Here is a 22,858-nt window from a genome sequence, read left to right on the forward strand (position 1 = left end):
GTTTCCCCATGGAAGGAATCAACGGGCTCATTCAAGGGTTCGCGGTTGCCGCCACCCCTGAGAACCTGCTCTTCGCCCTGCTGGGCGTCATAGCAGGAACGTTCGTCGGCGTCCTGCCCGGCATCGGCCCGGCACTGACCATCGCCCTGCTCCTGCCGGTCACCTACAACATGGAGCCAGCGGCAGCGTTCATCCTGTTTGCTGGCATCTACTACGGCGCCATGTACGGCGGCTCCACCACCTCCATCCTGCTTAACGCCCCGGGCGAATCCGGCTCGATGATGACAGCCATTGAAGGCAACAAGATGGCAAGGGCCGGCCGTGCGGCCGCCGCGCTGGCGACAGCGGCCATCGGCTCCTTTGTCGCTGGCACGCTCGCTACCTTGGCGCTGGCATTTTGCGCCCCGTATGTCGTCGACATTGCCATCAGCCTTGGCCCGTCCGACTATCTCGCCTTGATGGTGGTCGCCTTCATGACTGTAGGTGCACTGCTTGGTTCCTCCGCCGCACGCGGTTTCGCCAGCGTTGCCCTCGGCTTGGTCATCGGCATCATCGGCATCGATGCGCAGAGCGGGTCCGCGCGTTTCACCTTTGGCGTCCCGCTCCTGCTGGACGGCATCGACACCGTGGTCCTGATCGTGGCCCTCTTCGCCATGGGCGAAGCAATTTATCTCGCAGCTAAGATGCGCCCCGGCAAACCCGGACTCATCGACATCAAGGGCAAGAAGGGCATGACCAAGTCGGACTGGAAACGGTCGTGGCCGGCCTGGCTGCGCGGAACGGCTATCGGCTGGCCGCTCGGTGCCATCCCAGTGGGAGGTTCAGAAATCCCGACGTTCCTCTCCTACGCCCTGGAGAAAAAACTCAGCAAGCATCCCCAGGAATTCGGCAAGGGGGCCATTGAAGGTGTCGCCGGGCCTGAAGCGACCAACAACGCCAACGCCGCCGGCTCTCTCATGCCGCTGCTCACCTTGGGCCTTCCTACATCTGCAACGGCTGCGGTGATTCTGGTCGCCTTCCAGCAGTACGGTCTCCAGCCCGGGCCGCTGCTGCTCGAGAAGGAACCTGACCTGGTCTGGGGACTCGTTGCAGCCCTGCTGATCGGCAACGTGATGCTGCTGCTGCTCAACCTCCCCCTGGTTGGCCTGTGGGCGAAGGTCCTGCTCATCCCCACCCCGTACCTCTACGCCGGCATTGCCACCTTCGCCCTTTTGGGCGCGTACAGCATCAACGGCTCAGTCTTCGATGTCTACGTCATGCTCATCATTGGCATTCTGGGTTACTTCCTGCGTCAGTACGGATTCCCCGTAGCCCCGCTCATCATCGGCGCGATCCTGGGGCCGCTGGCCGAACAGCAGCTGCGTCGGGCGATGTCCATCGCGGACGGAGACTTCACCGCGCTCGTCTCCACGCCCTTCTCCATTGCCGCCTACGCCATCGTGATCCTCGTGGCCATCGTTCCGCAATTTATGAAGCGTTGGGAACGGAGGACAGCAGAGCAAGTCGGAGTTCTCCCTGAATTTGAACACGCGGCGGCGTCAGCAACCGACAAAGACTAGCTGCAACAACAGAGGAGGGGGGTGGCGGGGCAAAAAGCCCGCCGCCCCCTTCCCTGTATGGTCGAAGGTCTGCTCGCGTCAAGTTGGGGCACACCCAAATCTGACGCCAAGGCCGCAATAGGAAGACTTTGAACCTGGTTCCTCTTTCTCGGTCTTCTGTGAGGGTTTTACATCCGTAGCTGAATATCCGGTGCGGTAAAAGGGGCTGCGGCAGTGGCGGGTTCCTTACTCGGCGAATATTAGGCAGTGTTCTCCAGGGTTACACCTTGGACGTTCTCGCGTTCCTCCAAGGCTCCGGTGACCGAGGCTGTGAGGCTGTTTGCGATGTGGGTCCGGGCGAGTTTGGCTGCGCCGGGACCGTCGCCGGAGGCGACAAGTTCAAGGATCTGGTGGTGCTGGTTCAGATCGATGGTCCGGGGTTCATCACCGGATGGAAGTTCCAGGCCGAGGCGGCGGTAGCGGTCGGACTTGTCCCACAAATCATCCAGGAGCTTGGTCATGCTGGCGTTGTGGGAGGCGGTGTAGACGGCCCGGTGGAATTCGCGGTGTGCCGTGATGGCGTCCTCGCCCCAGACCCGGGTGACCGGCAGCAGTTTCTCGGCTGCAGTCCGCATGGCGGCAATGTCAGCTTCGGTCCGGCGGTACGCCGCCAACTCGGTCGCTGACGGCTCCAGCGAGAGGCGGATTTCAAGCAGCTCGCGGGCCTCGGAAGCACTCACGTCAGCCACACGGGAGTCCCGATGGGTGTCCATGATGATCAGACCCTCGCTTGAGAGTCGGCGGATCGCTTCCCGCAAGGGGGTGATACTCATCTGCATCTTGTCCGCCAGTTCGTACTGGGAAACGCGTGAGCCAGGGACAAGGCCGCCAGAGAGGATCAGCTGGCGGAGTTCGCTATAGGCCAGACTGCCTTTACTCGAAAAGACATTCGTGGTGGTGCTCATCTGACGCTCCAATCTCTTACTTAAGATAGGGCCATCACGCTCCCCTCGACACATCTTATAAGAAGTTCCATGCGAAGACTTGTGCGCCCCGTCACTCCCGGCTAACCTTGATCGCAGGTCTTATAAGATATTCGTTCGAAGGGCTGCATGGTCCTCGTACCTCGGGTTGACCTCGATCCGAGTCTTATAAGAAATAAGACCCCACTCAGGAGAGTTTCAAAGATGAAAATCGTTTCCGCTCATGTCGGCACCATCCCCATTAGTTCCTCGATCCGGAATGCCTTCATTGACTTCACGAAGATGGACTGCACCATCATCGCTCTCGTCTCCGATGTGTTCGTCGACGGCAAGCCTCTTGTGGGCTACGGGTTCAACTCCAACGGCCGTTACAACGCCACGGGCATCCTCAAGGACCGCATCCTGCCGCGCATCATGGATGCCCCGTCCGAAGACCTTCTGGATGAGGACGGCCAGCTCTCGCCGGAGAAGGCGTGGGACCTGATGATGTCCAACGAGAAGCCCGGCGGCCATGGTGAGCGCTCGGTCGCTGTCGGTGTGGCTGACATGGCCCTGCACGACCTGGCTGCGAAGATCGCCGGCGTCCCGCTGTATCGGTGGATTTCGGATCACTACGGTGACGGAAACCCGGACAAGGACGTTTTCGTCTACGCCGCCGGCGGTTACTACGCTCCCGGAAAGAGCCTCGAGGATCTGCAGAACGAAATGCGCGGCTTCCTGGCCAAGGGCTATGACGTGGTCAAGATGAAGATCGGCGGCGCCGATCTGGCCGAAGACCTTCGCCGCATCGAAGCCGTGATCGAGGTCCTCGACGGAGACGGCTCCCGCCTGATGGTGGACGTTAACGGCAAGTTCGACCTGGAGACGGCGCTGGAATACGGCAAGGCCATCGACCAGTATGGGCTGTTCTGGTACGAGGAAGTCGGCGACCCGCTGGACTACGCCCTGAACGCCACCCTCTCCGAGCACTACAAAAACCCGATCGCCACCGGAGAAAATTTGTTCTCCCTCCAGGACGCCCGGAACCTGGTCCGTTACGGCGGGATGCGCCCGGACCGCGACTTCATCCAGGTCGACCCGGCCCTGAGCTACGGCCTGACCGAGTACCGCAAAATCCAGGACATGCTCGCCCAGCACGGCTGGTCCTCACGCCGCTGCATCCCGCACGGCGGACACCAGTTCTCCCTGCACATCGCTGCAGCCCTCAAGCTCGGCGGCAACGAGTCCTACCCGGGCGAGTTCCAGCCCACCGGCGGCTTCACCGACGACGCTGTCATCGTCAACAGCCGCGTCGCCCCGGGCGACCTGCCGGGCATCGGGCTTGAAGGCAAGGCCGAGTTCTACAAAGTCCTGCGCGAACTGCACAACTAACCACACCGGTAGTGCCCTGGTCCCGGGCAGTATCCCTGCCCGGGACCGCACCTCTCAAATTTTCTCTGTCTGTCGTGCAAAGGAGCACCCAAGATGTCGTCCCACACCATGCAGAACCGGCAACATTCCGCCCACCCGCCCAAGCAACGATCCCGGTTCGGCCGGCTGATGCGCGAACTCTGGTTCCAAGTCGTCCTGGGTGCAGTCCTGGGCATCGCCGTCGGCTTCCTCCTTCCCGAAGTCGGCAAACAGCTCACCCCGCTCAGCGACTGGTTCATCGCCCTGGTGAAGATGATCGTCATTCCGGTGGTGTTCTGCGTCGTTTCCCTTGGCATCGCATCCATGGACAGTCTCCGCAAGGCCGGCCGCATCGGTGTGAAGGCACTGGGCTACTTCCTCGCACTGTCGCTGCTGTCCATGCTCATCGGCCTGGTCGTCGCCAACGTATTCCGTCCCGGCGATGGCATGAACATCGACCCATCACAGCTGGACTCCAGCAAGGTTCCCGCGAACTCGCCGTCATCATCGGCAAAACAGGCCGCCGCATCACCGAACAGGACGCCCTGGACCACGTCCTTGGCTATTGCGTCTCCAACGACGTGACCATGCGCGACTACCAAAACAAGTCCCACCAATGGCTGCAGGGCAAGATTTGGGACAACACCACCCCGCTCGGCCCCTACATCGTCACGCCTGCAGAAGCCGACATCACCAAGGCAGGCATCAGCACAACCCTGAACGGGGAAGTTGTCCAAAAATCCGACCTCTCCCACCTGATCTTCAGCATCCCCACACTCATCGCGACCATCTCCGAATTCACGACACTGGAGCCAGGGGACGTCATCCTCACCGGCACACCATCCGGAGTCGGCTACCGCCGAGACCCCCAACTGTTCCTCAAAGACGGCGACACCATCACCGTGACAGTCGAAGGAGTCGGCAGCATCACCAACACCGTCACGGCAGAAGCCACCTGACGCCCAATGACATCACTCAGTAAACGCACTACTGTCCCCCGGCTGGTGATGTGGTGAAGCCCATGCGTGCCACTAAGCTCCCTGCAAACGAGCCCGCAGCTATCGGTCAGGAAGCCCGAGGCGTACCGGCGATGAGGGACTGCATCTGGGCCGCGGCATCGCTCCCCGGGGACGGGGTGTAGACGACGAGGTGAAGATCGGGCCGGTCGGCAGGCGAGAGTTGGTGGTGTTCCAGTTGCAGGACTCCGACGGCCGGGTGGTGGAAAAACCGCTCGCGTGATTCGAAGCCCAGGATGTCGTACCGGTCCCACCCTGCCCGGAATTCCGGGCTAGTTTCCTTGAGCCGTTCCACGAGGTTCTTGACGTCCACATCCCCGAGCCGCTGCCCGGTCTCGGCGCGGAATTCGGCAAGGAAGCGCTTGCTCGTGACGTCCCAATCGGGCAGCAGGTCCCGGACGTAGGGGTCGGTGAACACCAGCCACAGGAGGTTGCGGTCGGGAGCGGAAACCGTGGCGATGTTGGGGTAGAGGGCTGCGTAGGCGTTGTTCCAGCCAGCGACACCCCAGTGCGGCAACAGGGCGAACGAAGGGTTAGGGTCCAATGCATCGAGAAGGCGCTGGATGTGGGCCGGCGCCGTGGCAGCTGCGGCGCTGCCCGGCCCGGCAGACGCGTAGCCCCCAAGCGACAGGACATAGTCCAGGCCCGTGTCCGACAGGTGCAGGGCACGGCTGACAGCTTCCAGTACCTGGCGGGACGGGCTGATATCCCTGCCCTGCTCAAGCCAGGTGTACCAGGTGACGCTCACGCCGGACAGGAACGCGACCTCCTCGCGGCGCAGGCCCCGTTCGCGCTTGCGGGCTATGGGCGGCAGGCCATAGTCGGCGCGGACGGCCTGATCCCTGCGGGCTCGAAGGAAAAAACCCAATTCTTTGCGGCGTCCGGAATCCTGCACCGCTAAATCCTATTAGTCTGGTACTCGTAGTACTAGTAGCAGCGCCGTCTTCCACCCCGCAACAAGCCCCGGCAGGATGGTATCCATGCCTGCACTACGCTCTAAGACAGTCACCCATGGCCGCAACATGGCCGGCGCCCGCGCACTGCTGCGCGCCTCCGGCGTCGCCAACTCGGACATCGGCAAGCCGATCATCGCCGTGGCCAACTCCTTCACAGAATTCGTCCCGGGCCACACCCACCTCGCCCCCGTGGGCCGGATTGTCTCCGACGCGATCCTCGCCGCCGGAGCTGTGCCGCGCGAGTTCAACACCATCGCCGTGGACGACGGCATCGCGATGGGCCACAGCGGCATGCTGTACTCACTGCCTTCGCGCGACCTGATCGCCGACTCCGTGGAGTACATGGTCAACGCACACTGCGCCGACGCGCTGGTCTGCATCTCCAACTGCGACAAAATCACCCCCGGCATGCTGATGGCGGCGCTGCGCCTGAACATCCCCACCGTGTTCGTCTCCGGCGGCCCCATGGAGGCCGGTCGCGTGACCCTGACCGACGGCTCCGTGCGCTCCCTGGACCTGGTGAACGCGATTGCCGACGCCGTGGACGAGTCTATCTCCGATGCTGACCTCAACCTCATCGAAGAGAACGCCTGTCCCACCTGCGGTTCCTGCTCCGGCATGTTCACCGCCAACTCCATGAACTGCCTCACCGAGGCCATCGGCCTGTCCCTGCCGGGCAACGGCTCCGTGCTGGCCACCCACACCGCGCGCAAGGCGCTGTACGAGAAGGCCGGTTCCACCGTCGTTGAGCTGGCGAAGCGCTATTACGACGGCGACGACGCCTCCGTGCTGCCGCGCTCCATCGCCACCGCCAAGGCCTTCGACAACGCCATGGCCCTGGACATCTCCATGGGCGGCTCCACCAACACCATCCTGCACCTGCTGGCCGCGGCCCAGGAGGCGGGCGTGGAGTACGGCCTGGCCGAGATGGACGCCAAGTCGCGCCAAGTGCCCTGCCTGGCCAAGGTGGCCCCGAACGTGGCAAAGGACAAGACCTACTACATGGAGGACGTACACCGCGCCGGCGGCATCCCCGCCCTGCTGGGCGAGCTGAACCGCGGCGGGCTCCTGCACAAGGACGTCCATTCCGTGCACTCCTCGGACCTGGACGGCTGGCTGGACGACTGGGACATCCGCGGCGGCAAGGCCACCGAAGAAGCGAAAGCCCTGTGGCACGCAGCTCCCGGCGGCGTCCGCTCCTCCACCGCGTTCTCCCAGTCGAACGAGTGGACCTCCCTGGACACCGACGCTGCGGAAGGCTGCATCCGCTCCGTGAAGCACGCCTACTCCAAGGACGGAGGCCTGGCCGTGCTCCGCGGCAACGTGGCCGTCGACGGCGCCGTGGTGAAGACCGCCGGCGTGGACGAGTCCATCTGGACCTTCAAAGGCCCGGCCGTTGTGTGCGAGTCCCAGGACGAAGCCGTGGAAAAGATCCTGAACAAGACCATCAAGGAAGGCGACGTAGTGGTCATCCGCTACGAAGGACCGCGCGGCGGTCCGGGCATGCAGGAAATGCTCTACCCAACATCGTTCCTCAAGGGCCGCGGCCTGGGCAAGAAATGCGCCCTCATCACAGACGGCCGCTTCTCCGGCGGCACCTCCGGCCTGTCGATCGGGCACATCTCCCCGGAAGCCGCCTCCGGCGGCACTATCGCCCTGGTGGAGAACGGCGACATCATCAGCATCGACATCACCCAGCGATCTCTCCAGTTGCAGGTCTCCGACGAGGTCCTCGCCGAACGCCGCGAAAAACTGGAAGCCAACGGCGGTTACAGGCCCAAAAACCGGGACCGCCAGGTTTCCGCCGCACTGCGCGCCTACGCCGCCATGGCCCTGTCCGCGGACAAGGGGGCCGTCCGCGACGTTTCCCTCCTGACGAACTAACCGCCGCCTACCCTAAAGATCCCGCAGAGCCAGAAACGCTAGCGAGAGCGGATAATCCCCTTTTATCGCGCAGCTGCCGATCTGGTCTCCGCCCGCAACATCGGAAGTCGTCAGCTAAAAGCACACCCCAACCTGACGTCTAGACAGCAAGGAAAGAGCGTCAGAATAGGGTCGTAAGAGGCGTTCTGTACACCCCTACTGACCAGTTTCAGATTCAAATCTGACAGGCCGACAAGCGCGATTCAAAAAGTCGACGGCGTAAGATTCAGCGGAACGCCGGGGCGACTTGCAGAGAGCCTAGGAAACATCGGAGACAAGACGTGTAGGCCATGTGAGCCACGGTGCGGCAATCTAGAAGCCGGGAGCACCAGCACAGCACCCGTGTGCAGCACAAGAGACCTGCGTAGATAGCAAAGGGAGGAAGGGAGTGATCCCGTTCTCTCCCTTCCAGCCTGCTAAGGAATCCCCCATCCGGCAAAAACGATTGGTGAGAGTTGGCCGGCCGCCACAAAGGGACGAAACAACTACAACACAGTCACTTTCGTCCCAGCCTCACTACATGTGCTACCGGTGTGTGGACGACCCGATGCCTTGTGCTGCTGCCAGGACTTCGGGAAGGGTTGCCATGGAGTTGTCACCGGGGGTTGTCATGGCCAATGCTCCGTGGGCGGCGCCAATTTCGACCGCTTCTTGAATGGTTAGTCCCTGAAGCAGGCCGTAGATAAGTCCGGATGCGAATCCGTCGCCACCACCGACCCGGTCCAAAATCTCTAAGTCTTTTCGTTCCCGGGATACAACAGTTCCTGTGGCCAAGGTGTGGCACATGCCTTGCCAGTCGTTGCGGCTGGCTGTGGTGACCTTGCGGGCGGTTGTTGCTACCAGGTTCAGGTTGGGAAACCGGGCAAGCGTCCGCGAGGCGATGGAGCTAAACCGCGCTTCCCCTTGGAGAGAATCAGCGGGAGGCTCAATTCCCAGCCTGTCGAGGAAGTCGGTTTCACCTCCAATGAGGACGTCAGCGGCTTCAGCCAGTTGGGTGAATACCTTGGCGGCCCGTTCCTGGCCTCCGTGGTCTGCCCAGAGGCTCGGGCGGTAGTTGAGGTCAACGGAGACGACGGTGCCGTATGCACGTGCGGACTTGATGACGGCCATGGCGGTCTCGTAAGAGTTCTCAGAAAGCCCCGCGAAAATACCGCCAGTGTGGAACCACCGCACACCCCGAACGCCAAAGAGGTCTTCGAGTTCCATGTCCCCGGCGGTCATCTGGGAGATTGCGGTGTTTCCGCGGTCGGAGACGCCTCGTGCGCCGCGGATTCCGTACCCTCGCTCGGTGAAGTTGAGTCCGTTGCGTGCTGAACGCCCCAGTCCATCATAGGGAACCCATTTAATGAGCGACGTATCTACCCCTCCTGCCCGGGCAAGACCTTCGATGAGGTGGCCGATGTCGTTGTCAACGAGTGCTGAGAGTGCGGCGGTCCGTTGTCTGAAGACATGGCTTAGCGCGCGGATTGCGTTGTATTCGCCGCCGCCTTCCCACACATCGAACTGCCGTGCGGTGCGAATTCGTCCTGCTCCCGGGTCCAGCCGCAACATGATCTCGCCGAGTGCGACGGCGTCGTAGGACGCGTCGGTCTTGAGAGTCAGAGGCATTAGATTGCTCCTTGTGCCTTGCGTTTGTGCCCGTCGAGCTGTGCTCGGGTGTCTGCGCACAGACGGGCAACTTCGCTGAAGTGTCCGGCAATGATTGTGGCGCGGGGGACCATCCAGCTGCCTCCTGCTGCGAAGACGGCGGGGTGGTCGAGGTATGTGTTGACGTTATCGGGGCGGAGGCCGCCGCTGGGCATGAAGCGCACGTCAGGGAACGGTCCTGAGAGCGCTGTGAGCATGGGAAGGCCTCCGGCTTGTTCGGCGGGAAAGAATTTCACATGCCGCAGACCGGCGGCCACTGCGACCTGCAGCTCCGAGGCAGTAGAGATGCCCGGGATGGCGGTGACTCCGCGCTCCCGGCAGCGGGTGACGACGTCAGCTCCGAATCCGGGGCTGACGATGAACTGCGCGCCGGCGTCGACGGCAAGATCCACGTCGGCGGCGTTCAGTACGGTACCGGCACCGAGCAGAAGATCTGTGCGCCCACGCAGCGCTTTGAGCGCTTCAAGGCCGGCCGGAGTTCGGAGGGTGATTTCGGCGCAGGGGATGCCGCCTTCGACGAGGGCGTCGGCGAGTGCATTCGCCCCTGATGGATCGTCAAGTACCACGACGGGAACGATTTGGATGTTCGTCAGTGTTTCCGTGACGGTTGCTGTGGCGATGGTCATCGTCCCATCCACCCTCCGTCGACGGGCAGCACAGTGCCGGAGACGTAGTCCGATGCGGGACTGGCGAGGAAAACGACAGCCCCGGCCATGTCACCGGCAGCTCCCCAGCGGCCGGCGGGGATGCGGTCCAGGATTGCCTGGGATCGGCTGGGGTCGTTACGTAGTGCTTCGGTGTTGTCGGTAGCGATGTACCCAGGGGCGATGGCATTGACGTTGATTCCGTGGACCGCCCATTCGTTGGACAGGGCCTTGGTCAATCCCGCGATGCCGGATTTGGCGGCGGCATATCCCGGGACGTTGATTCCGCCTTGGAAGCTGAGCAAGGATGCCGTGAAGATTATCTTGCCGCCCATGCCGCGGGCAATCATGGCCCTGCCGATTTCGCGGCTGAGCACGAACTGGGACGACAGGTTCACCTGAAGCACCTGGTCCCAGAGCTCATCCGGGTGCTCGGCTGCGGGGGCACGTTCGATGGTTCCGGCGTTGTTGACGAGGATATCGACGGGCCGTTCCAGGGTGGCGAGTTCAGCGCCGAGGGAGCGGACTGCGTCTCGGTCGGAGAAGTCCACCGCGCGGGCGCTGAAGGAGCGTCCTAAGGATTCGACGGTGCGTTCGACCTCGCTGCCGTTTGGCTCCAGAGTTGCACTGACGCCGATGATGTCTGCGCCCGCAGCGGCCAGTGCCTCGGCCATGGCTTTGCCCAGGCCGCGTTTTGCACCGGTGACAACGGCGAGCTTGCCGGTCAGGTCAAAAGGGTGGGTGCTCATGCCGGCACCGCCTGGCAGTCAACCAGGATCTTCATGGCGTCACCGGCGGACAACCTGGTAAAGGCATCTGAGGTCCGTCCGAGCGGAACCGTTCCGGTGATCAGCTTCTCCGCAGGGATAACTCCGTCCGCGAGCAGTGTGACCGCCGTTTCGAAGTCCCGACGTTCATAAACCCTGGCCCCCAGGATGGTCAGCTCCCGCCAGAACACGCGCTGAAGGTCAATTGGTCTGGGTTGGGGGTGGATGGCCACGACAACGAGTCGGCCCCTGACTTTCGCCAGAGCGGTCGCACCCAGAACGGCGGCGGCAGCACCGGAGACTTCAAAGACAACATCGGCGCCCGCGTTGTCTGTCCAGTTGTTGACCCACTCCACCTGGTCCTGTTCCCTGGGGTCCAGGACTTCGAAGCCGAGCTCTTTGATCATGACGCGGCGGTCGGCGTCGAGCTCAAGTACGACAACTTCTGCCCCGGCGTGCCGGGCGGTGGTGGCAATAAGAACACCGATGGGGCCACCGCCGATGACGACGGCCTTCTCGCCGGGCTTGATCTCGGCCCGACGGACATCATGCACGGCGACGGCAACGGGTTCGACAAGGGCGGCATGGTCAAGCCGCAGTGATTCCGGGAGGCGGACCAGGACGTTTTCCGGGACGTTCCATTGCTTCTGCAGGGAACCGGGCGAGTCGATGCCGATGAAATTGAGGTTGTGGCAGATGTGTTGATGGCCGGCAGTGCAGGCGGGGCAGCTACCGCACCAGTCCAGGGGCATAACCGTGACCGGATCGCCCACGCTCCACCCTTTGACTCCTTGGCCGAGTGCCGAGATCCGCCCGGACATTTCGTGGCCGATGACGGCGGGAAGGCTGACCCGTGAGTCCATGTTCCCGTGCAGGATGTGCAGATCCGTGCCACAGATTCCCGTGTAGGCCACGTCAATCTGGACCTGTCCGGGACCGGGCGGGCGCTGCGTGCTTTCCACGACGTCGATGGTGTTGTTGCCGATGTATGTTGCCGCTGGCATGACTGTCTTTCGTTAGGTGAGTTTGTGCAGGGCCGGGACCGTTCCCGGCCCTGCAGTGGCTTAGACGCTGACCGGCGCCTTTTGGCTTGCGGTGCTCCAGTAGGAGCCTGCGGGGAAGGCGAACTCGGCGAGTGTGCTGTCGTACATTTCGGCGCTGTAGCCGGGAAGGGACGGCAGCACGTAAGCTCCGTCGCGCACGATGCAGGGGTCAACGAAGTGCTCGTGGAGGTGGTCAACGAACTCCGTGACCCGGCCTTCCAGGCTGCCGGAGACTGCGACGTAGTCGAAGATGGACAGGTGCTGTACCAGTTCGCAGAGGCCGACGCCGCCTGCGTGCGGGCAAACGGGGACGCCGAACTTGGCGGCCATGAACAGTACCGAGAGGATTTCGTTGACGCTGCCCAGGCGGCAGGAGTCCAGTTGGCAGTAGTCGATGGCTTCTGCCTGGAAGAGCTGTTTGAACAGGACGCGGTTCATGCCGTGTTCTCCGGTGGCGACGCCGATTGGTGCCACGGCCTTGCGGACCGCGGCGTGGCCGAGGATGTCATCCGGGCTCGTGGGCTCTTCGATCCACAGGGGCTTGAATTCGGCCAGGGCGCTGACCCATTCGATGGCTTCCGGAACGTCCCAGACCTGGTTGGCGTCAATCATCAGGTGGGCATCGTCTCCGATGACTTCGCGGGCGATTGAACACCGGCGGATGTCGTCCTGGAGGTTGGCGCCGACTTTGAGTTTGATGTGGCGGTAGCCGGAGTCGACGGCCTCTTGGCAGAGCATGCGGAGTTTGTCGTCGGAGTAGCCCAGCCAGCCTGCGGAGGTGGTGTAGGAGGGGTATCCGGAGATTTCAAGCTGCGCGATGCGCTCTTTTCGTGTTCCTTCGAGGTTGCGAAGGAGCTCCAACGCCTCGTCGCGGGTGAGTGCGTCCGAGAGGTAGCGCATGTCGGCTGCGTTGACGAGCTCTTCCGGGCTCATGTCGGCCAGCAGCTTCCACAGGGGCTTGCCGGCGCGGCGGGCAGCCATGTCCCACACGGCGTTCATGACCGCGGCGAGGGCAAGGTGGATGACGCCCTTCTCCGGTCCGAGCCAGCGGAGCTGGGAGTCGGACTGCAGTTCGCGGTAGATGCCTCCCAGATCAGCGGTGATTTCTTCAACGTTACGCCCGATCAGCGGAAGCGCCCGCTGCTCAGCGGCGGCAACGCACAGGTCGTTGCCGCGCCCAATGGTGAAGGTGAACCCGTATCCCGAGAGCTTGGGGTCATCGGTGTGAAGGACGACGTAGGCCGCTGAGTAATCGCCGTCCTTGTTCATGGCGTCAGAGCCGTCGGCGGTCAGGGAGGTGGGGAAACGGACGTCAATTACGTCGACTCCGGTGATGACAGTCATTTTGAATCCTTTGTAGAAATGTAAACGTGGTGGGAGTAGTGGAACTGGGAAGGCGGGCAGGTGGAGATTAGGAGACAGGTTTTTTGATGGTGATCGGTTCAACCTTGCCCAAGATGAGCAGGTAGTTCAGTGCACCGATGATGGCCACGCCGCCGATGATGGCCAGCGGCATAACGTAAGAGCCGGTTTGATCCAAAAGAACACCGATCAGGACGGGGGTGAAGATGCCGGCCAGGTTGGAGGCAAAGTTCTGCAGACCGCCGATGGATCCGACGTGCTTGGAGCTGGGGGCAACGTCTGCGGGCAGGGACCAGATGCCGGTTCCGGCCACGGTCAGGCTGGAGTAAGCGACGGACAGAAGGGCCAGTGCCATCCATGCTTCAGGTACGAGCGCTGCGAACATGATCACGGAGCCGCCCGTGAGGCCGCCTACGATCTGGAACCTGCGAACCTTGGTCACAGAGTGTCCGCTGCGAACGGCGCGGTCGGCGAGGATCCCGGCAATCCAGCCACAGAGGACGGCACAGATACCCGGGATGGCGCCGAACAGGCCCAGTTTGAGCAGGTTGAATCCACGTTCAGTGACGAGGTAGCTCGGGAAGAAGGTGATGAAGAAGTAGATGACGCTGTTGAGGCAGAAGAAGCCAAACATCATGCTCAGGACCTTGCGGTACTTCAGCAGCGACCGCCATTTCATCTTCGCAGCTTCAGGATCGTCGGTGGCGGCGCCCCGGGCTCCGCCCTGTTCAATGTAGTCAAGCTCGGCAGCGTCAATGCCCGGGTGCTCCTGCGGGTCGCGGTAGACCTTCCACCAGACCAGGGCCCAGACGAGTCCGGCGGCCCCGATGATGATGAACACGGCGTGCCAGGAAGTGAGGGCGACAATCAGGGTGACGATCGGCAGTGCGATCACGGCACCGACGCGGGAGCCGGAGTCCCAGATGCTTGTCGCGAATGCACGTTCACGGGTGGGGAACCAGGTCGCGACCACCTTTGCTGAGGTGCTGGGTGCAGGGCTTTCGCCGACGCCGAGCAGGAACCGGACGGCGAAGAGGGACCAGAAGCCCCGCACGAACGCGGTAGCCATTGTGAATATTGACCAGCAGATCGCGGCGATGGTGAATGATTTCCGGGGACCCACTTTGTCGACATACCAGCCTGCGGCCAGCTGGAAGAAGTCGTAGGCCCAGAAGAATGCGGCGAAGATCAGGCCCTGCTGGGTCGCGGTGAGCGTGAACTCTTCGCCCATGAAGGGCAGGGCCACGGCCAAGCTTGAGCGGTCCAGATAGTTGATGCTTAGCCCGACGAAGGCCAGCCAGATAATGACCCAGCGCTTGCGGGTCATGGTGCGCGGCGTACGCACGGATTTCGTTTTGTTCAAAATTGTCATGCCGGTCTCCCTTGACGAGCGCATGCTGTGCAGTTTGGCGGATGTGTGAAGGAAAAGAAGCAAGCCCCCACACGACTTCTATAAGAATGTAATCTATAGGAACATCGCTTTCCCTATAGGAACTGAAGAAATTATATAGTTGGTGTGACGTAAGTCAAGCTCCTCCTGCTGTCAAACGTTGGGGCCACTGCCATTGAAGGCTTTATAACGCCTCCGGATCGGGGAACACTTATGCTTCAAGAAGGGCCATTTCCAAGGAGAGTCGGAGAGATCATGCCGGGACGTGCTCCAGCAGACCAAGCTAAGGTCCGCACGAGTGAGGTGTACTCGTCGTTACGTGCCGCGATCATGTATGGCGACCTCCCGCCGGATTCTCGACTCAATATCGAAGCGATCGGTCGTAGTTTCGGTGTGTCGCAGACGCCAATCCGGGAGGCCCTCCAGCGTTTGGAGGGCGACAATTTAGTTGTCAACACCGGCAGGGGATACAGCACCACGCCGCTTTTGGACGTACAGGGGCTGCGTTCGCTCTTCGAATTCCGGCTTCTTGTGGAACCTTGGGCGTCACGGACAGTTGCAATCGACAGACTTTCCAACCCAGGAAGCCAGCTGCTCCATGAAGTGGAGGACTTTCTTAAAGCAGACGACCCGGACCGTGACCTCAGACAGGACATGGTCGCCCACGATTCACGCTTCCACGAATTAATCCTGAAGGCTGCCGGAAACCCGGTCATTGGGCAGGCCTACGCACAGACGCATTGCCACCTACACATATTCCGCCTGTATCCAAAGGACATCGACAGCGCAGCGACCATGAATGAACACCGCAGAATCGCCGAAGCCATCACCAACGCTGATCCGGAATCCGCAGAGAACGCCATGGCAGAGCACCTCAAAAGCTCCTTCAAACGATTTACCCGCGCCTTCGATGCCAACGCAGATCCCACTACCCTGGGCCAAACCCACCGCCCATCCCTCCGGCTGCTGGCGTAGGAGTAGATTGGGACTGCAAGAAAAACGGTGTGTGAGGGTCCGGCCTGATCCGAAAGAAGACAGCCGTGTCAGAGGCCTAACGGTGGCGCTCGTTCTACGAGTTGACGGCTGCACTGGCCCGGGAAGTGCTTCATTCCGACTAGACGTGGTGCAGGTGCAGGTAGAGCGTCTCGCAGCTGATGCCATAATGACGGCCTAAGACGGCTTTGGGATCACGGCCGGCGCGCCGGGCCTAGTCGGGGCTCAGTACTTCTCAACGACGTTCTGCTGGATTCGGCCTCGTTGCTCCGCTAGGACAATTCGAGGCACCTCACGCTACTGCAGGTTGTCCTAGGCTGCGAAATAGAGCTGGCCTGGAGGGTGGTTCGGCAATCATGCGGAGCTTTAACTCGTTTGCCGAGCGGGAAACCGCTACGGCGGCCGTCGAGCTCAAAAAGGAATAACGGGTTCCGGGGATAAAGGTAAGGCCCGCTGCCAACAGCCGGGGACAATCCTGATGGGTTATCCACCGTTGCTGCTGCCGAGGGAGCTACCCCAACGGCTCCCAATTCCAGCCGTGGATAACCCGGATTGACCCCAACTATGGACAGCTGTGAGGGCCTCCGTAAGCTCGGAAAAAATGTCAGAGCCCTTTCTTGGCGATGCTTCAAAATAGTCCTTCGGGAGGAGGATCGCACGGGAGAGCTTTGAGCTTGTTGGTCGCGTGCCCGCCACTGACGGGTTTGCATCCCTTGAAGGGACCGTCCGCAGAAAGCAGGACGCTCATGTGATGGTCTGCGTGGTCGCGCCACCAGATGCTCATGCCGGTTGAGCCGTCGAGGCGGAGGAATTCCCAGGACCGCCATAAGGCTTCCAGTCGGCTGATGGCTTCTTCGTGTTTCCACCAGGAAGGGCACCATGTACGGTCTGTTCCGCTGAGGCTGCGCCGGTAGGACGGGGAGAGGTGTTCTTGGACGAAGCTGACCAGGTCGGGATAGAACAGCTCCGGTTCAGCGGCTTCTTCTGCTTCCGGCTCCCCAGCTCCCGGTTGCCCCAATGGTCGATCGGAACCTTCGGGCTCGTCATCCCACTCCCCCAAGTCACTCACCGGCTGATCCCTTGCTCGAGGCTGCGGCAGGAACCCAGGGATTAACCGGTTCCGCGTCGGCTGTCCCAGTCGCTGCCTTCTTGGAGGGGTCGTGGGCTGCGATGGAGGCACGGATTTCGGCGTCGTGCTTGCCGCCCATCCACGGCACTGTTTCGAGCAGCGCTGCTGGGGCGCCGGAGGCGAACATGATGGCGCGGCCACGGGGGAAGGATGCGAGGTCGGAAACGTCCAGGGTCCGCTCCTTGCGGTCGTTGTCGTAGTTGTAGGACACCCCTTGCCGGGAGCGGCTCTTGGTCATGTTGGAGTACCGGTACTCCCCCACGAGCTGGGAAACCTCGTTCAGGAATTCGGCTTCCGCGACGCCGCCACCGTAGACCTTGATGTTGGACGCGGACCAGAGTTTGCGCATGCCTTCCCGGCCCCAGACTTCCACGCCCTGAGACCAGGACTGGAGGATGGTCATTAAGACGACGCCCCGGGAGCCATAGTGGCTGTACAGGTTCGGGAGTTCGCGCCAGCGGCAGACGTTCGCTGCCTCGTCGAGGACGCCAATCATCGGTGTTTCGAGGCGTCCGCCACGGGAGTGGACGGCAAGTTCTTCGGCCGCTTCCACTGTCGCCACCGTCAGGGCTGTGACGAGGGGCCCGGCGGTTCCCTTGCCTTCCTTGGACAGGCTGTACAGCGTTCCCTTGGACCGGACGAAAGCGGCCGGGTCGAACTGCGGCCGGTTATCAGCCGGCCCCTGCGGGGTGACCCACCGGGAAACCTGCCGGTTGGTCAGACAGGACGCCATCTGCAGGGCGGTGCCGTAGATGCCGCCACGCTGTTTGTCGTGAAGGTTGATCACGCCCTGGACGGCGTTGCCGGTCTGGGTGAACCCGGCCTCCATCAGGATCGGCACGGCCGCGTCGTCGGTGGGATCGGTCAGCCAGGTGTGCACCTGTGTGATGGGCAGATCGGCCAGGGCGGCCGCGAGCAGCAGGCCGGCGAGCAGGTCCTGCCCCGCAGGGTCGAAGTACGCGTCTGTCTGGGCTCCGGGCCCGCGGGAGCCGGAGGCGAAGTGGTCAGCGAGGCGGGCAGCCCGGACTTCGTCGGTGACGTAGGACAGAGGATTCCACCACCAGGAAGGTTCTTCCAGGGCGACGGCCTGCGGGTCAAAGACCCACACCGGGCCATCCACGGCCCGGACATCGCGCGTGCCGTCCACAATGTCGCGCTTGTTGGAGGTGACCAGGGCCGCGCCGGGCGCGGAGAGAATGGCGGGGATCGCACGGGAGGTGGTTTTACCCGTTCGCGGGCCCCAGATGTCGATGTGCATGTCTTCCCAGGACCCGAAGACCATCTGCTTCCCGATCACGGTCTTACCCACCGGGATGCCCGGTGAACCCTCCACGCCCAGGCTTCTGGCCTTTTCCGTCGCACCGCGCAGGGTCTGTGCCTTCAGGTCCTTGGGTGTCGCCATGTACCGGGCGGCCGCATCAACGCGGGAGCGCTTGGACGCGCCTTTCAGGACCGCACGGGTGATCAGGACAGCCAGGGTCAGCAGGATGACGCCGAAGCCGACCAGGACCCAGGTGGCCGGCGCCGGCCACGTAACCGTGCCTTTGATCAGGCCCACCAGGAGCTCTGCCGGGTTCTTGGGCAGCTGCTGGCCGTCTCCTGCGACCATCGAGCCGAGGTGGACAGCTCCGGAGGTTGCGCCGGCCCCGACCAGGATGACGGTGAGGACGACCCAGAGGGCGATGGTTTCGCCGCTGAGGCTTGAGGCCTTCTTGTTCGGGGCTCCCATTAGACAGTCTCCATTTCGTGGGCGAAGGCGACGCGGTTGCTGCGCTCGTCCGTGATGTGTTTTGCCTTTTCAATGGCGGTCAGGGTCATCTGCACCGGCAGGCCGACCCGGCCGGGGATCTTCAGCAGGATCTTCCCTGCCCCGGGCGGCGGGGCGGGGGTGCCGTCGGCGTTCATGTTCGGTTTCCAGTCCGGGGGCGTGTTGAAGCCGGCGACTGTGGCGATTTCCTTGCCGTTGAGCGGCTGGACCGCGGACAGGGCGTGCAGGTCATCGAGGGACAGGGCCATCAGGCCCAGGACGCCACAGCGTTGGGCGAAGCCCTTGGCGGTTTCCCTGTCTTTGGCGTTCGGAAGGGAGAGGAAGTCTTTGGGGCTGTGGGTGATTTTCAGTTCGCTGACACCCAGGCCGCGGTTGGTCCGTCCGATCCGGTCTGCCCGGTCGATGATGCCTTCACAGGCGCGCATCGGGTACCAGAACTCGTCCTGCACGGCGAGGTAGCCGCCCCAGTGCACGCTCGGGTCATGCCGGGACAGTTCCCAGTGGGCGTCGATAGCGGAGAAGCCGATGTTCCAGGTTGCCAGCATCGCGGCGGAGAGCAGTTTGGTGTTCGACGCCGGGATGGAGGAGGTGTCGAAGCAGAAACCTCCGGGGTTGCCCACTGGGATGGACATGGATTCGCTGCCGCCAATCAGCGCACCCATTTCGCCGGAGAGCAGGGCCAGCACGGACAGGTGCAGGGCCCGGTACTCGCCCAGGAACTGGGTAGCGTCGTTGCAGGCCACAGCGGAGAGGACTTCCGGTGGCGGTGCCAGGAACGCGTCCACCAGGTCATCCATCGAGGGGCGGGGGACGCGGGAGATGACCGAACGAACCATTAGGGCCAGGACTGCGTCTTCGCTGTCCGAGAGCGGGCTGCCGCGGTTGATTTGCACGACGAGGGCGACCATGTCCACTGCCTGGCTGACCGCCTGGCGGCGCATGTCCTCACCCGTGGTGCCGCCGATCTTTGCGGCGGCCTCCCCCAGGGCGCCCAGGTGCAGCAGGTTGATCTTGTCCCGGCCGCGGGGTCCGACGCGCAGGACCCTGCCGCCGAGGGCTTCGACCATTTCGCCGTATTCGTCCTTGAGCGGGTCAAAGACCATGGGGACGATGCCGCGGGCTGCCATGGAGTAGATGAACCGCTGCGCGACCGAGGACTTGCCGTTGCCGTTCAGGCCAAAGAGCATCATTGAGGACGAGGAAATCAGGCCCGCGTCGTACCAGGTCTTCATGTCCCCGCAGACGGCGGTATCGACGTTCATGTCCCGGCCCAGCGGGGTGCCGGTGTTCGGCCGGGAGGTGCCGGCCGAGAACGGGTAGATCCCGCAGAGCTGCGTGGAGGAGGAGTACCACTGCGGGGGCTGGGGCATTTTGCCCCAGCGCCCGCCGCCGAAACCGGTGAAACCCTTGGAGGTTTTGATGTGCCGCATCTTCTCTGCGAGCAATCGCTTGGCCATGACGGCCCGGCCGTTAGCAGGTTTTCCCACAGTGTTGTCTTTCATCTAGAGGACGCCTTCCATCCAGAGCGGGGTGCTGCTGTACTTCCATGGGAGGATCCCGAATGGCAACGTGGTGTGGAATGCCGCGGAACCGGCGTGCTCCACGAAGCGGTACGGCATGATGAGCTGGTTCATGATCGACTTCACCTGGTTCAGGGCTTCCCGGTATGACTTTTCATCGGGTGCGAACGTGACGGTGACCATCATCGAAAACAGCGACAGCCTCGCTCCCTGCGCGAGTTCTTCTTCGGTCTTTTCCGCGACAGCCTTGGTGGCCCGGTCAAAGGACGTTGGCCGGCCCTTGCGGGTGCTCATCTTCCAATCCGCGGTTTTCACCAGGCGGTCCACTGTCTTGGCTCCCGTGCCGGGATCAACCGGCCGGTAGAACAACGCGACGCGTTTGCGGAGGAACTTAGCGTTCGGACCGAACACCCGGTCGAAGCTGCGCGAGGTGATGTGCGCTCCCGGAGGGACGGTCATCATCAGGGTCATGGACGCGACGCCGTCGTGGAACACCACACGGCCCTGAGAGTCATCGAAGAAGCCGGGACCGGCATGTTCCCAGTACTGGACGGCGCGGCGGCCGTGCAGGGCGTCCAAGGCCATTTCTTGATCCCGCATCGGCTGATACGACAATTGCGCGACATGGGCCAGGTCCTCTTCCACGAGGGGAGTGGGTGAGCCGGCACCGGCGGCCGCGAGCATTTGGGTCTGGCCGGGAAGCCGGGCGGCAACCTCGGCAACAGCGGAGGACACGTCCTTATCCGATGCACCCAGCGCGGGAGCGTCCCAGACCATCGTGGCGTAAACGTTCATCACCGCTGAGCGGGCTGGCAGGGTTCCTACCGCGTGGTCAAGGACTTTCTTGGCGAACGCCGGGGCATTCGGTGCAACATCGTCGCGGATGGCAGCGCACGTCGCGGCCGAGGATTCGGAGGCCGAATCAACAACGATCGTCGCTCCCGTGAGGCCATCTTCGACGCTGAGCGAAGATACCCAGGCCCCGAAGTTGGCCACCTGGGCATTGACGACAGACTGTTCCTGCATGGCCGCCCCGTCCGGGGAGCAGCCGAAGACGGCCGCCAGCTGCCGGACCGCCTTATGGTGCAGCAGCGAGTACGGGCGGCCAAGGCCATCCGTGCCGGAAATCGTCTCTACGTCCAGCAGGGCACCAGGCAGGCGCTCCGCGTCTTCGGGTGGAAGCGTGGACAAGGCCCCGGTGACGTAGAACGCCGAACCGGTGGACTTCCGCGAAGCCAACGACAGGGCATCAGTGGCCTTGCCGATAACTGTGCGGCCACCGAACCGCACGACACCGAGCAGGACCACCAATGCCGTGCCCACCAGGACAACCAGGGCCAAAAGAAGCAGGCCCCGCATTAGGCTCAAGAGACCAAAGAAGAGGCCCGCGCACGAGATGACGATCCCGCCCAGCGGCAGACCGAACAGTCCCGGAGAAGCGGGCTTGAGCCAGTTGCCGAATTTTTCCTGTGCAGCGTTCTCGCTCATGATCCGAGCACGTCCTTTCCGTCAGTGTTCTGTGCTCCCTGCGCGATGGAACCGCCCAAGGACTGGGTCGCGGCCTGCAACCCAGCGTTGCCGCCGGAGGCTCCCTTGGCGACCGCCCCACCCGCTGACGATCCGCCCGTGGAGGCTCCCCCGGAACCGGTGCCGGCATTGCTGCCACCGGAGCCACCGGGGGCGACAGAACCACCAGGGCTTGAAGAAGCAGGGTTGCCGGAGGGCCCTGCAGGGGCGCCGCCCGGCGCCGTGCCGCTGGAGCTGGCAGGAGCAGCCATGGACGTCATTCCTTGGGCGGTGGCGGCTCCACCAGAAGGGCCGGCTGTTCCAGCGAAGCCTGCTGCGCCCTTGGCACCTGCGCTGGCGCCGCCGGTGGCGACGGCGGCACCGGCAGCAACTCCAGCGGTCACGACCGCGGCGCCTGCCCCCAGCGCCATGGATCCTCCTGCGGCGGAACCCATCGCAGCGGTAGCGGGGCTCAGCAACTTCATCAGCGCAGGCAGAGCAGCCACTGCCAGGACCAGCAGCAACATCCCGTTGATGACCCCTCCAATGCCGTCACCACCGGACTTCAACTTCCACGCAAAGGCGTAGATGATCGCCGCAATTGGCTTGTAAAGCAGGAACGCGACAAGCCACATCGTGACCTTGGAGAAGCTCTGCTCGGCACCGCGGATCATGGCCGCGGCCGCAGCGACAGGCCAAATGGCGACCAGCAACGGCAGCACCGTGGCGCGGACAATCATGATGACCCACTGCAGCAAGGTGGCGATGACACCAAAGATCCCGGCCACGATCGCCAGGCCTGGCCCGATCTGGCTCACCGCCCCTGCGGCAGGTCCCAGCTGCTCATAGCCCTGAACGGTGACACCTGCTTCATCGAGGATGTACTTCGAGAAAGCGTCACCGGCCGGGATGGCGACCTGCATAAGAGTTGTTCCCGCGGTGGTCACGAGAAATACCATGAGAAGGGACTTGGCCGCCTTCACGGCCTTGTCTCCACGGGCGTGGACCATCGTCCACACACAGGCGACCATGATGCCGAGGGTTGACATGAAGATGCTGAGGAGCTGCAGCTGATCGGTCAGCCATGCCATGGATTCGCCCTCGAGGCTGACCATCATTCCAGCATCCAGCCAGGAGGTGAGGAAGCCCTTCATGATGGAGTCCCAGGCCCCCATCATCGCCTCACCGAGGCTGTTGGCACCCGAATCAACGGCACTGTTCACCGCTCCCTGCGTCGCGTCCTGAACACCGCCAATCACGCTGGCAGCAACACAGGTCGGGCCA

Annotated in this window: 19 protein-coding genes; 6 read left to right on the forward strand and 13 right to left on the reverse strand. The window is 62.9% G+C overall.

The window, feature by feature from the left end:
- The first annotated feature begins 8 nt into the window (after nucleotides 1-8).
- Nucleotides 9-1,559, forward strand: coding sequence for a tripartite tricarboxylate transporter permease (locus ACFVYC_RS18280; RefSeq protein ID WP_387552902.1), 1,551 nt, complete (start codon nucleotides 9-11; stop codon nucleotides 1,557-1,559).
- Nucleotides 1,560-1,798: 239 nt separating this feature from the next.
- Here the strand turns inward: ACFVYC_RS18280 and ACFVYC_RS18285 are convergent, their stop codons facing one another.
- The gene (locus ACFVYC_RS18285) at nucleotides 1,799-2,503 is read right to left on the reverse strand and encodes a GntR family transcriptional regulator (protein WP_387552904.1); all 705 of its coding nucleotides are present in this window, start codon (nucleotides 2,501-2,503) and stop codon (nucleotides 1,799-1,801) included.
- A gap of 222 nt (nucleotides 2,504-2,725) precedes the next feature.
- Between ACFVYC_RS18285 and ACFVYC_RS18290 the strand changes: the two genes are divergently transcribed.
- The 3 genes from ACFVYC_RS18290 to ACFVYC_RS18300 all read left to right on the forward strand — a co-directional run bounded on the left by ACFVYC_RS18290 (nucleotide 2,726) and on the right by ACFVYC_RS18300 (nucleotide 4,869).
- Complete coding sequence (locus ACFVYC_RS18290) at nucleotides 2,726-3,892, forward strand: mandelate racemase/muconate lactonizing enzyme family protein (RefSeq protein WP_387552906.1); 1,167 nt, start codon at nucleotides 2,726-2,728, stop codon at nucleotides 3,890-3,892.
- A gap of 93 nt (nucleotides 3,893-3,985) precedes the next feature.
- On the forward strand, nucleotides 3,986-4,495 hold the full coding sequence (locus tag ACFVYC_RS18295) for a cation:dicarboxylate symporter family transporter (protein WP_387552908.1): 510 nt from the start codon (nucleotides 3,986-3,988) through the stop codon (nucleotides 4,493-4,495).
- Entirely contained in the window at nucleotides 4,456-4,869 is a 414-nt protein-coding gene (locus tag ACFVYC_RS18300; protein WP_387553037.1) for a fumarylacetoacetate hydrolase family protein, read from the forward strand. The genes ACFVYC_RS18295 and ACFVYC_RS18300 overlap by 40 nt, the downstream gene beginning before the upstream one ends.
- A gap of 106 nt (nucleotides 4,870-4,975) precedes the next feature.
- Here ACFVYC_RS18300 and ACFVYC_RS18305 read toward each other — a convergent pair whose 3' ends face one another.
- A complete protein-coding gene (locus tag ACFVYC_RS18305; protein WP_387552910.1) occupies nucleotides 4,976-5,821 on the reverse strand; it encodes a helix-turn-helix transcriptional regulator in 846 nt (281 codons plus the stop codon).
- Nucleotides 5,822-5,906: 85 nt separating this feature from the next.
- On the opposite strand from ACFVYC_RS18305, the gene ilvD reads away from it, so the two are divergent.
- The gene (gene ilvD / locus ACFVYC_RS18310) at nucleotides 5,907-7,766 is read left to right on the forward strand and encodes a dihydroxy-acid dehydratase (protein ID WP_387552912.1); all 1,860 of its coding nucleotides are present in this window, start codon (nucleotides 5,907-5,909) and stop codon (nucleotides 7,764-7,766) included.
- Nucleotides 7,767-8,330: 564 nt separating this feature from the next.
- Here the strand turns inward: ilvD and ACFVYC_RS18315 are convergent.
- The 6 genes from ACFVYC_RS18315 to ACFVYC_RS18340 all read right to left on the reverse strand — a co-directional run bounded on the left by ACFVYC_RS18315 (nucleotide 8,331) and on the right by ACFVYC_RS18340 (nucleotide 14,640).
- Nucleotides 8,331-9,413 carry a PfkB family carbohydrate kinase gene (locus ACFVYC_RS18315; protein WP_387552914.1) on the reverse strand — a complete coding sequence of 361 codons (1,083 nt, stop codon included), beginning with the start codon at nucleotides 9,411-9,413 and terminating at the stop codon, nucleotides 8,331-8,333.
- A complete protein-coding gene (gene eda, locus ACFVYC_RS18320; RefSeq protein WP_387552916.1) occupies nucleotides 9,413-10,078 on the reverse strand; it encodes a bifunctional 4-hydroxy-2-oxoglutarate aldolase/2-dehydro-3-deoxy-phosphogluconate aldolase in 666 nt (221 codons plus the stop codon). Before eda ends, ACFVYC_RS18315 begins: the two co-directional genes overlap by 1 nt.
- Nucleotides 10,075-10,845 carry an SDR family oxidoreductase gene (locus tag ACFVYC_RS18325; protein WP_387552918.1) on the reverse strand — a complete coding sequence of 257 codons (771 nt, stop codon included), beginning with the start codon at nucleotides 10,843-10,845 and terminating at the stop codon, nucleotides 10,075-10,077. The genes eda and ACFVYC_RS18325 overlap by 4 nt, the downstream gene beginning before the upstream one ends.
- The gene (locus tag ACFVYC_RS18330) at nucleotides 10,842-11,867 is read right to left on the reverse strand and encodes a zinc-binding dehydrogenase (RefSeq protein ID WP_387552920.1); all 1,026 of its coding nucleotides are present in this window, start codon (nucleotides 11,865-11,867) and stop codon (nucleotides 10,842-10,844) included. The genes ACFVYC_RS18325 and ACFVYC_RS18330 overlap by 4 nt, the downstream gene beginning before the upstream one ends.
- 60 nt (nucleotides 11,868-11,927) lie before the next feature.
- Complete coding sequence (locus ACFVYC_RS18335) at nucleotides 11,928-13,250, reverse strand: L-fuconate dehydratase (RefSeq protein ID WP_387552922.1); 1,323 nt, start codon at nucleotides 13,248-13,250, stop codon at nucleotides 11,928-11,930.
- Nucleotides 13,251-13,317: 67 nt separating this feature from the next.
- Nucleotides 13,318-14,640: an MFS transporter gene (locus tag ACFVYC_RS18340; protein ID WP_387552924.1), complete on the reverse strand. Its 1,323-nt coding sequence runs from the start codon at nucleotides 14,638-14,640 to the stop codon at nucleotides 13,318-13,320.
- 273 nt (nucleotides 14,641-14,913) lie between these two features.
- Here ACFVYC_RS18340 and ACFVYC_RS18345 point away from each other — a divergent pair, with 273 nt between their 5' ends.
- Nucleotides 14,914-15,633 (forward strand): GntR family transcriptional regulator, encoded by a 720-nt coding sequence (locus tag ACFVYC_RS18345; protein WP_387552926.1) that lies wholly within the window; start codon nucleotides 14,914-14,916, stop codon nucleotides 15,631-15,633.
- A gap of 646 nt (nucleotides 15,634-16,279) precedes the next feature.
- On the opposite strand, the gene ACFVYC_RS18350 is transcribed toward ACFVYC_RS18345, so the two are convergent.
- The 5 genes from ACFVYC_RS18350 to ACFVYC_RS18370 are packed head-to-tail and all read right to left on the reverse strand — an operon-like array spanning nucleotide 16,280 to nucleotide 22,797.
- Nucleotides 16,280-16,720 (reverse strand): DUF4913 domain-containing protein, encoded by a 441-nt coding sequence (locus ACFVYC_RS18350; RefSeq protein ID WP_387552928.1) that lies wholly within the window; start codon nucleotides 16,718-16,720, stop codon nucleotides 16,280-16,282.
- Complete coding sequence (locus ACFVYC_RS18355; protein WP_387552930.1) at nucleotides 16,713-18,509, reverse strand: type IV secretory system conjugative DNA transfer family protein; 1,797 nt, start codon at nucleotides 18,507-18,509, stop codon at nucleotides 16,713-16,715. Before ACFVYC_RS18355 ends, ACFVYC_RS18350 begins: the two co-directional genes overlap by 8 nt.
- Nucleotides 18,509-20,050, reverse strand: a complete 1,542-nt coding sequence (locus ACFVYC_RS18360) for an ATP-binding protein (protein ID WP_387552932.1) — start codon at nucleotides 20,048-20,050, stop codon at nucleotides 18,509-18,511. Before ACFVYC_RS18360 ends, ACFVYC_RS18355 begins: the two co-directional genes overlap by 1 nt.
- Nucleotides 20,051-21,556 carry an SCO6880 family protein gene (locus ACFVYC_RS18365; RefSeq protein WP_387552934.1) on the reverse strand — a complete coding sequence of 502 codons (1,506 nt, stop codon included), beginning with the start codon at nucleotides 21,554-21,556 and terminating at the stop codon, nucleotides 20,051-20,053.
- Entirely contained in the window at nucleotides 21,553-22,797 is a 1,245-nt protein-coding gene (locus tag ACFVYC_RS18370) for a hypothetical protein (RefSeq protein WP_387552936.1), read from the reverse strand. Before ACFVYC_RS18370 ends, ACFVYC_RS18365 begins: the two co-directional genes overlap by 4 nt.
- Nucleotides 22,798-22,858 lie beyond the last annotated feature (61 nt).

Source organism: Pseudarthrobacter sp. NPDC058329, from assembly GCF_042879835.1.
GTDB lineage: Bacteria > Actinomycetota > Actinomycetes > Actinomycetales > Micrococcaceae > Arthrobacter.